The 8,000-nt window shown below is 68.4% G+C and carries 7 protein-coding genes; 3 read left to right on the forward strand and 4 right to left on the reverse strand.

All coding sequences use genetic code 11. The annotated features are described in order from the left end of the window. Positions 1–3 precede the first annotated feature (3 nt). The 4 genes from AVW09_RS05490 to AVW09_RS05505 all read right to left on the reverse strand — a co-directional run bounded on the left by AVW09_RS05490 (position 4) and on the right by AVW09_RS05505 (position 4,738). Positions 4–321: a hypothetical protein gene (locus tag AVW09_RS05490; RefSeq protein ID WP_063257048.1), complete on the reverse strand. Its 318-nt coding sequence runs from the start codon at positions 319–321 to the stop codon at positions 4–6. After that, entirely contained in the window at positions 318–1,904 is a 1,587-nt protein-coding gene (locus AVW09_RS05495) for a radical SAM protein (RefSeq protein WP_063257049.1), read from the reverse strand. Before AVW09_RS05495 ends, AVW09_RS05490 begins: the two co-directional genes overlap by 4 nt. Positions 1,905–2,041: 137 nt before the next feature. Further along, complete coding sequence (locus tag AVW09_RS05500; RefSeq protein ID WP_082822832.1) at positions 2,042–3,022, reverse strand: lytic transglycosylase domain-containing protein; 981 nt, start codon at positions 3,020–3,022, stop codon at positions 2,042–2,044. A gap of 201 nt (positions 3,023–3,223) precedes the next feature. After that, complete coding sequence (locus AVW09_RS05505; RefSeq protein WP_063257050.1) at positions 3,224–4,738, reverse strand: MFS transporter; 1,515 nt, start codon at positions 4,736–4,738, stop codon at positions 3,224–3,226. Between the two features lie 106 nt (positions 4,739–4,844). Between AVW09_RS05505 and AVW09_RS05510 the strand changes: the two genes are divergently transcribed. The 3 genes from AVW09_RS05510 (at position 4,845) to AVW09_RS17590 (ending at position 7,455) form a co-directional block, all read left to right on the forward strand. After that, positions 4,845–5,474, forward strand: coding sequence for a TetR/AcrR family transcriptional regulator (locus tag AVW09_RS05510; protein WP_063257051.1), 630 nt, complete (start codon positions 4,845–4,847; stop codon positions 5,472–5,474). 248 nt (positions 5,475–5,722) lie between these two features. Next, complete coding sequence (gene rpsA, locus AVW09_RS05515; RefSeq protein WP_063257052.1) at positions 5,723–7,177, forward strand: 30S ribosomal protein S1; 1,455 nt, start codon at positions 5,723–5,725, stop codon at positions 7,175–7,177. 104 nt (positions 7,178–7,281) lie between these two features. Further along, a complete protein-coding gene (locus AVW09_RS17590) occupies positions 7,282–7,455 on the forward strand; it encodes a hypothetical protein (RefSeq protein ID WP_156495975.1) in 174 nt (57 codons plus the stop codon). Positions 7,456–8,000: the final 545 nt, after the last annotated feature.

Genomic DNA, 8,000 nt, shown 5'->3' on the forward strand with positions numbered 1-8,000 from the left:
GGGCTAGCTCCAGACCCGGATCCACAGCAGCACCCAGAACGGGATGCCGACCACCGCGAGCACCTCCACCACCCACAGGTACGCCAGAACCACACGGGTGTCGCCGAGCTTGCAGCGCGAGCGGAGCAGGCCTCCGCGCCGCGCTGCGCGGTACCCGGCGATCGCCACCCCCGCGAAGACGGCCACCGCGACCGGGCCGAGGAGCGCGCTGATCACCGCGATCGTCGTGAAGACGCACAGCCGCAGGGGGTCGAATCCGCCGGGCGGGGCCGGCACCGACGGATCGCGCTGATTCAGGTGCAGGAACTCCGATGCGCTCATCGCACCGTCACCGGGATCGATCGACGACCCGTCGCCGTCGAGAGGCGGGTGCGCGAGAGCGGTGCCCAGGCTTGCACGGCGCAGAACGGAGCGCACTGGTGCGCGTCGGTCGTGGCGTTGACCGTGGCGACGTGCACGCAGCACTGGGTCAGCCGCTCCTCGATCATCGTGTTCATGTCCATGAACGGCTTGACGGTGATGCGGAGCACCCGTTCCCCGAGCATGGCGCGCAGCCGCGCGTGCTGGCCGGGGAGCTTCGAGGCCGCGAGCGTCGCGAGCGTCCCGATGCCCAGGTCGCAGTTCCGACAGATGTCGCCCCAGATGGATGCCATGGACGGGTGCGACAGCGAGGACTGCTCGCTGAGCAGGTCGAGCAACGACGTCTTCACGACCTCGCGGATCGCCTTGTTCACGTTGGAGTCGGCGATGCGGTTCGCCACCAGGTCGGGGGAGAGGTCGAGGAACTCCTTGAGTCGCTCGTGGCCGATGAGTCCCACGAGCGACTTCCACTCGCCGGAGTCGTCCTTCAGGAAGTACCCCACCGAGCAGCAGTGCGGGTGACTGCACGGCAACGCGGTCAGGTCGCGCCACGTGATGTCGCCGTCGGTCTGCGGCCCGAGGCGCGCGAGCACTCCCGTGTGGGTCAGGCGATCGTTCGGGTCGATGCCCGAACCCCGCCCGGAGCCGAAGACCGGCTGGATCGTGACGCCGCCGACGTACGGCGTGTTCTGCGCCCGGCGGATGACGGCCCCGATCTCGTCGTCGTTGACGCCGAGCGTCGCGGTCATCGTGAGCGTCGTGAAGACCCCGGCGGCGGACAGCCTCTCGAGCGCGCGTTCCTTGAAGCGGCGGATGTCGGCTCCGCGGTGGAAGCTCGACGACTCCGCCGACTCGCCGTCGTACTGCAGGTAGATCTCGACGCGTTGCCGGTGCTTCTTGAGAACCTCGACGAACGCGTCGTCCTGCGCGATCCGCAGCCCGTTCGAGTTGATGAGGATGCGCACGACCGGCCGGGCGACGAGATGCTCGAGCAACTGCTCCAGCCACGGGTACAGCGTCGGTTCGCCGCCGGAGAGCATCAGGACGTCGATCCGGTCGTTCTCCCGCGCGAGGCGCGCGTCCACCGACGCGAGTACTTCCGCCAGGGGAGCCACGGCGGACGCCGCCGGCCCCGATTCTGCGAAGCACGTCGGACAGCGCAGGTTGCAGTGGTCGGTGAGGTCCTCCAGCAGGATGCAGGTGTGCTGCGTCTGCATCGCGGGCAGACCGTTCTCGTACGCCGAGGGCACCGGCGCGAAGTTGCCGACGGTGTCCGGCGTGTGCACCTTCGTCGGTGCGGTCCATTGCTCGAGGTAGCTGAGGATCTCCGCGGACTCGTCGTACAGCGTGCGCACGAGTCCGTGCGTGACGCATCCGCGTTCCAGCCACACCGTTCCGTCGCGGTCGGCGAGCCACCCCGACAGTCGCTGCACCTGGTCGAGCGGACGCTCGGGATCGTCCTCGTGGCACAGCGGGCAGAATGCGTTGACGTATCGATGGATGCGGTAGTCCCGCAGGGGCATTCCGGTTCCGGGGGGAGTCATCCGGCCACCCTAGCCAGGCCGTCGCGACGCCCACCAAACCCGTCCACAGCATCGTCGCTGTGGAGGAGGGGTCGCGCTCGCAAAGCGAAAGGGCCGCACCGGCATCGCCGGTGCGGCCCTTCACGGGGTGCCGCGGGTCAGTACCACCCGGTCGACTGCGAGTGACCCCACGCGCCGCACGGGCTGCCGTAGCGGCCCGAGATGTAGCCGAGGCCCCAGGAGATCTGCGTCGCGGCGTTGTTCTGCCAGTCGGCGCCGGCCGAGCCCATCTTGCTGCCGGGGAGCGCCTGCGGGATGCCGTAGGCGCCGCTGCCGGAGTTGTACGCGTGCACGTTCCAGCCGGACTCGCGGTTCCACAGCGACACGAGGCACGAGAACTGGTCGTCGCCCCAGCCGTAGCCGGCCAGCATGCCGCGGGCGGTCGCCTGCGCGCCGCCGGGGCTGTTGTCGCCCGAGCCTCCGCCGCTCGAGACGGCCGGCGCGGGCGCGGACGACGAGCTCGACGACGAAGACGACTCGCGCGCGGCGGCCGCGGCTTCCGCCTCGGCCTTCGCCTTGGCGGCCGCTTCGGCTTCCTGGCGCGCCTTCTCGGCGGCTTCCTCCGCCTGCTTCTTGGCGATGGCGGCATCCAGGCTGCCACGCAGCTGCGCGACGCGCTGGTCGACGGTCGAGGCCGCGGTGGTCACCTCATCGGTGAGCTCGGGCAGGAACGTCGCGGGGAGCGACTCGGCGGCGGCGAGCCGCTGAGTCGCGGCGGTGAGGGCGGCCGTGTCGATCGTGGCGGGCTGCCCGATGTCGAGCCCGGATGCCGCGATGTCGTTCTGCACGGAGGCCGCGGCCTGCGCCGTGGTGTCGGCAGAGGCGACGGCGGCGCGGGCGGCGACGGTTTCGGGCACGGCGCTCGCGGCGGGCGTGCTGTACGAGGCGAGGCGGAACGAGGCCGACGAGAGGTCGGCGGGGGAGGCGGCGGATGCCAGCGGTGCAGTGCCCGTGAGGGCGGCGGTCGCGATGACTCCGACGGCGAGAACACCGGCGGTCAGGGCGGGTCGGCGACGAGCTCGGCGGGAGGCCAGGCGGCGGTCGCGGCGGTTGGAGGAGGGCGTTGAATCAGAGCGCATAAAACCGGTTTCGTGTCACGGGGACGGCGCGGGTTTCGCACGTCCGACCCGCGAAGAGCGGGCACGAAACGGGGAGCCTGGCACGGCAGTCTGGACGGAACCTGGGTGAAAGATGCTTTCCGGGGGGCGGAAAACGGCTGATCCGAGGCTCTTCCGGGCCGGGGTCGGGGCGCCGACGCGGGCGCCCCGACCCCTCTTCGGTTAGCCCACGGCGACGGGCTCGACGGGGGCTTCGTGCGCTCCCGCAGCCGCCTGCGGGGTGCGGGAGCGACGCCGGAACAGCACCGCCGCGAGCACCGCTCCGCTCGCGAAGAACGCCGCGCCCCACGTGAACGCCGTGGTGTACCCCGTGACCGCCGCGGGACCCAGCGCCCCGGGTCCGTCGGCGAGGTGGTCGGTCAGGTAGGTGGTGGTCGCGGTTGCGGCGATCGTGTTGAGCAGGGCCGTGCCGATCGACCCGCCGACCTGCTGGCTGGTGTTGACCATGGCGGATGCCACTCCCGCGAAGTGGCGATCCACGCCGAGGGTCGCCGCCTGCATGGACGCCGGCATGATCGAGCCCATCGCGAGGCCGAGCAGCACCAGGCCGGGGAGCACGTCGGTGACATAGACGCTGTCGACGGTGAGGCGCGTGAGCAGCAGCATCCCGCTCATTCCGAGGATCATGCCGATCGGGACCATCACCTTCGCGCCGAGGCGGGGGAAGAGCAGGTTCGTCGACAGCTGCGCGGCGACGACGAGCATGACGACCATCGGCAGGAAGGCCAGCCCGGTCTGGATGGGGCTGAACTTCAGCGTCGCCTGCAGGAAGTACGTGACGAACAGGAAGATGCCGAACATGCTCGCGCCGGCGATGAGGATCGACAGGTACGCGGCGGAGCGGTTGCGGTCGGTCAGGATGGCCAGCGGCAGGAGCGGGTGCGAGGCGCGGCGCTGCCACAGGACGAAGGCGGTGAGGAGAACCGCCGCCGCGGCGAGCGGCACCCAGCTGAGCGGAGAGTCCCAACCCTCGGTCTCGGCGTTGGCGAAGCCGTACACGACGCCGAAGAGGCCGGACGACACGAGCACGGTGCCGGGCAGGTCCAGCCGAGGTCGCGGACCGTCGCTCTCGACCCGGCCGACGAAGATGAGCGTGCCGATGATCGCCACGATCGCGAAGCCGACGTTGATGTAGAGGTTCCAGCGCCAGTCGAGGGTCTCGGTCAGGAATCCGCCGAGCAGCAGGCCGACGGCGCCACCCGCCCCGGCGATCGCGCCGAAGACGCCGAAGGCGCGGGCGCGCTCCTTCGGGATCGTGAACGTGGTGGTGAGGACGGCGAGCGCGGTCGGTGCGAGCAGCGCGCCGAAGACGCCCTGCAAGGCACGCGCCGCGACGAGAACGCCGAAATCGGGCGCCGCGCCACCGAGGGCGGAGGCCGCGGCGAACCCGACGAGACCGGTGATGAAGGTGCGCTTGCGGCCGAACAGATCGGAGAGCCGGCCGCCGAGGAGGAGGAGGGAGCCGAAGGCCAGGGAGTAGGCCGTGACGACCCACTGACGGTCGCCGTCCGAGAAGCCCAGGTCGGCCTGGGCGGACGGGAGGGCGATGTTCACGACGGTCGCGTCGAGCACGACCATGAGCTGCGCGATGCCGACGATCGCGAGGGTCAGCCAGCGCCGACGGGAGGGAGTCGCGGATGCCGACCCGGCGGTCGGCGCGACGGAGGAGGAGGTCATGGGCCACAACATATACGGAACGTCCGAGTTTCGGAAATGAAATGTTCCTGAAACACTCTGTCTCGTATTGGCGTAGGCTCGAATCATCCGAACGGAAGGACGCTCGATGACGACGGCCCCGGAACAGACCGCGACCGAGGCTCCCCGGCTGGGTCGCAAGCGAGACCTCAGCCGCGATCCGGAGATCCTCGAAGCGGCCCTCGACGTCCTCGCGGAGACCGGGTTCGAGCGCATGACGATCGACGAGGTCGCCACCCGGGCCCGCGCGGGCAAGGCCACGCTCTACCGGCGGTGGCCGTCGAAGTCCGAGCTCGTGATCGACGCCGTCGCCTGCATGAAGCGGGGCGTCTACGACCTGTCGGATCTTCCCGACACGGGCACGCTGCGCGGCGACCTGGTCGCCATGATCAAGGAGCCCTCGATCGCGGACGCGCAGCGCAAGATGCAGGTGATGGCGGGCATCGTCTCGATGCTGTCGCGATCGCCCGAGCTCGCGGACGTCGCGGAGGAGGCGCTCGTGGCCCCGCGTCGGGAGGCGAACCGCGTGCTGATCGAGCGCGCTATCGCGCGCGGCGAGGTGACGGATGCCATCGACGTCGACCTCATCTCCACCGTCGGTTCGGCCATGGTCGCGCAACGCATGCTGGTCGAGCGGAAGCCCGTCACGCGAGCGTTCCTGCTGTCGATCATCGACGGGATCGTGCTTCCCGCGCTCGGGCTGCGCGCCGCGGACTGACCCGCGGGGACCGGCATCTTCGCCCGACGGTTCACCGGTCGATTCTGATAGCCTTGGGTGTCACTCGTGTGGCTCGTTCCGCACGCCCGGGCTCCAGCCCAGTGGCATCGCACGAAAACACTCCGCTTCGCTTCGGCTCGCGGCATCCGTTCGCCCTCGGGCGGAGGACGCTCCGGCCGGCGGGATCCACCCGGACCCCGTCGTAAGAGTCGAGGCCCGACACCAATCCAACTAGGACAACCCACTACATGACTACCGCAACGACCGCCCCGGCCATCAAGCAGGTCGCGATCAACGACATCGGCTCTGCTGAAGACTTCCTGGCCGCGGTCGAGAAGACCCTGAAGTTCTTCAACGACGGCGACCTCATCGAGGGCACCGTGGTGAAGATCGACCGCGACGAGGTCCTCCTCGACGTCGGTTACAAGACCGAGGGTGTCATCCCCTCGCGCGAGCTTTCGATCAAGCACGACGTCGACCCCAACGAGGTCGTCAACGTCGGCGATCACGTCGAGGCCCTCGTTCTCCAGAAGGAGGACAAGGAAGGCCGTCTCATCCTGTCCAAGAAGCGCGCCCAGTACGAGCGCGCGTGGGGCGACGTCGAGAAGATCAAGGAGAACGACGGTGTGGTCACCGGCTCCGTGATCGAGGTCGTCAAGGGTGGCCTCATCGTCGACATCGGCCTCCGCGGCTTCCTCCCGGCCTCGCTCATCGAGCTGCGCCGCGTCCGCGACCTGACGCCGTACCTCGGCCAGGAGATCGAGGCGAAGATCCTCGAGCTCGACAAGAACCGCAACAACGTCGTGCTCTCGCGCCGCGCCCTGCTCGAGCAGACGCAGTCCGAGTCGCGCACCACGTTCCTCAACAACCTCCACAAGGGCCAGGTCCGCAAGGGCACGGTCTCGTCGATCGTCAACTTCGGTGCGTTCGTCGACCTGGGCGGCGTCGACGGTCTCGTCCACGTCTCCGAGCTCTCGTGGAAGCACATCGAGCACGCTTCCGAGGTCGTCGAGGTGGGCCAGGAGGTCACCGTCGAGATCCTCGAGGTCGACCTCGACCGCGAGCGCGTGTCGCTCTCGCTCAAGGCCACTCAGGAAGACCCGTGGCAGGTGTTCGCCCGGACCCACGCGATCGGTCAGATCGCTCCCGGCAAGGTCACCAAGCTCGTTCCGTTCGGTGCGTTCGTCCGTGTGGCGGACGGCATCGAGGGCCTCGTGCACATCTCCGAGCTGTCGGGCAAGCACGTCGAGCTCGCCGAGCAGGTCGTGTCGGTCGGCGAAGAGGTCTTCGTCAAGATCATCGACATCGACCTCGAGCGTCGTCGCATCTCGCTGTCCCTCAAGCAGGCCAACGAGTCCGTCGACCCCAACGGCACCGAGTTCGACCCGGCGCTGTACGGCATGGTCACCGAGTACGACGAGCGTGGCGAGTACAAGTACCCCGAGGGCTTCGACCCCGAGTCGGGTGCGTGGCTCGAGGGCTTCGACGCTCAGCGCGAGCAGTGGGAGCAGGAGTACGCCGCCGCCCAGGGTCGCTGGGAGGCTCACAAGGCTGCCGTTGCCAAGGCCCTCGAGGCCGAGGCTGCGAACCCGACCGACTCGGGTTCGTTCGGTGGATCCTTCTCGTCCGAGTCGCCCGCCCAGGGCACCCTCGCCGACGACGAGTCCCTCGCCGCTCTGCGGGAGAAGCTCAGCGGTCGCTGATCCTCTCGTCCTCACCGAAGGCCGGTACCTCTGCGGAGGTGCCGGCCTTCGGTGTTCCCGCGCAACCCCCGATTCCGCGCGCGGCACTTCGCGACAATAGGGGCATGATCTCTCGACTTCCGCTCCTGCTGGCGATCGCCGGCTCCGCCGTGCTGTTCCTCGCGATCGCGTTCGTCTACGTGTTGGTGATCGGCGCGATCTTCTTCGGCGGCATCGAGTTCACCGGGGGATCGATGGATGCCGCCCTCCCGGTGCCGTCGATCCCGTCACTCATCTGACCCTCACGAGGCGTACAAGGCCCGCTCCGGGCCGAACGCGCTACTTCCGCGTGTTTCCGGGGTTTTGGCGGCGCGACACGCCCGGGGTGCGGTGTGGATTGGACGGGTGGGTGGGATCCGCGTAAGTTATTACTTGTTCGCCCCACAGGGGAGAGCGGAGCGGCCGGAAGGCCCCGCGTCCTCTCAAGTGGCGAACGAAACCCAAGACCTGCTCCGGATGGTGTAGAGTTTTGGTTCTGGTCTTCGACCGGTTTCCACGACGTTGATCCCTTGCTGGGTCCCACTGTGTGAGACGGGGTCGGGGATCGTATAAGGTAGTGAAGTTGCCTCACGGGTACGGTCTAGCGGCTGGGTCTGTGGGTGCGTCCGTTCCTTGAGAACTCAACAGCGTGCACTTGTCAAATGCCAATTTATTCCTCGTCGGTCCGTTTTTCGGATTGCGAGAAATTCCTTTGGATCAAAGTCCAACTCCTTTTTGGGGTTGGCATTGGATACGTCAGTAATGATGTTTCTTTTTGGTCAGATTGAACTCGTCTGTCCCGGCC

Origin of the sequence: Microbacterium sp. T32 (assembly GCF_001619615.1) — a bacterium.
Classification (GTDB): Bacteria; Actinomycetota; Actinomycetes; order Actinomycetales; family Microbacteriaceae; genus Microbacterium.